This window comes from Streptomyces cellostaticus (assembly GCF_001513965.1).
Taxonomy (GTDB): domain Bacteria; phylum Actinomycetota; class Actinomycetes; order Streptomycetales; family Streptomycetaceae; genus Streptomyces; species Streptomyces cellostaticus.
In genome coordinates this window covers 1-865 of record NZ_KQ948135.1, presented here as the reverse complement: position 1 = coordinate 865, position 865 = coordinate 1, and the positions used below count along the sequence as shown (strand labels likewise).

Annotated in this window: 1 pseudogene; it reads left to right on the top strand. The window is 71.6% G+C overall.

From position 1 onward, the window contains the following. A pseudogene (locus AQI88_RS42420) lies at window positions 1-865 on the top strand (polyketide synthase); the annotation flags it as partial.

The following is an 865-nucleotide window of genomic DNA, read 5'->3' as shown; positions in this document are numbered from 1 at the left end:
ACCGTCCGGAGCTGGTGTGGGCGGGTGCGCTGACCGGTGAGCTGGTCAGTGAATGTGACGGAGAGTACTGGCCGGCGCAGACGCGGCAGGCGGTGCGGTTCGCGGACGCGGTGGGCGCGCTGGCTGCGCAGGGTGTGTCGGTGTTCATCGAGGTCGGTCCGGACGGGTCCTTGTCCGCGCTGGGCCCGGACGCCGTCGCCGGTATCGGCAGCGACGAGGGTGTGTTCATCCCGCTCCAGCGACGCAAGGAACGTGACGAGCAGGGCGTGTCGGGCCTGGTGACGGGTCTGGCCCGCGCGTTCGTCCATGGTGTGGCGGTGGACTGGGCCGCGGTGTTGCCTGCTGCGAACCGGGTCGAACTGCCCACGTATGCCTTCCGTCATGAGCGGTACTGGCCCAAGGGCGTGCTGGCGCTGCCCACCCCGGGAACGGCGGGTGGGGATGGTGCGAGCACGGTGGCCGAGGCGCAGTTCTGGGCGGCCGTCGAGGGCGGTGACCTGGCGCAGATAGCCGACACGCTGGCGGTGGATGGCGGCCGTCCGTTCAGTGAGGTGCTGCCCGCACTGGCGTCGTGGCGTCGTCAGGAGCGGGACCGTTCGGTGACTGCGAACTGGCGTTACCGGGTGGGCTGGGCTCCGGTCGCCGAGCCCGACTCGAGTGTGCTGTCCGGGACTTGGCTGGTCGTGACTGGGCAGTCCGGGGATGGTTTGACGCAGGGGTGTGTGGCGGCGCTGGTTGCCCGGGGTGCTGAGGTCGTGGTCGCTGAGGTGCCGGCCGGGGTGGTGGGCCGGGCTGAGGTGGCCGCGGCCCTCGGTCAGGCGCTGCGGGACACGGAGCCTGGCGCGGTGGCGGGTGTTGTGTCGCT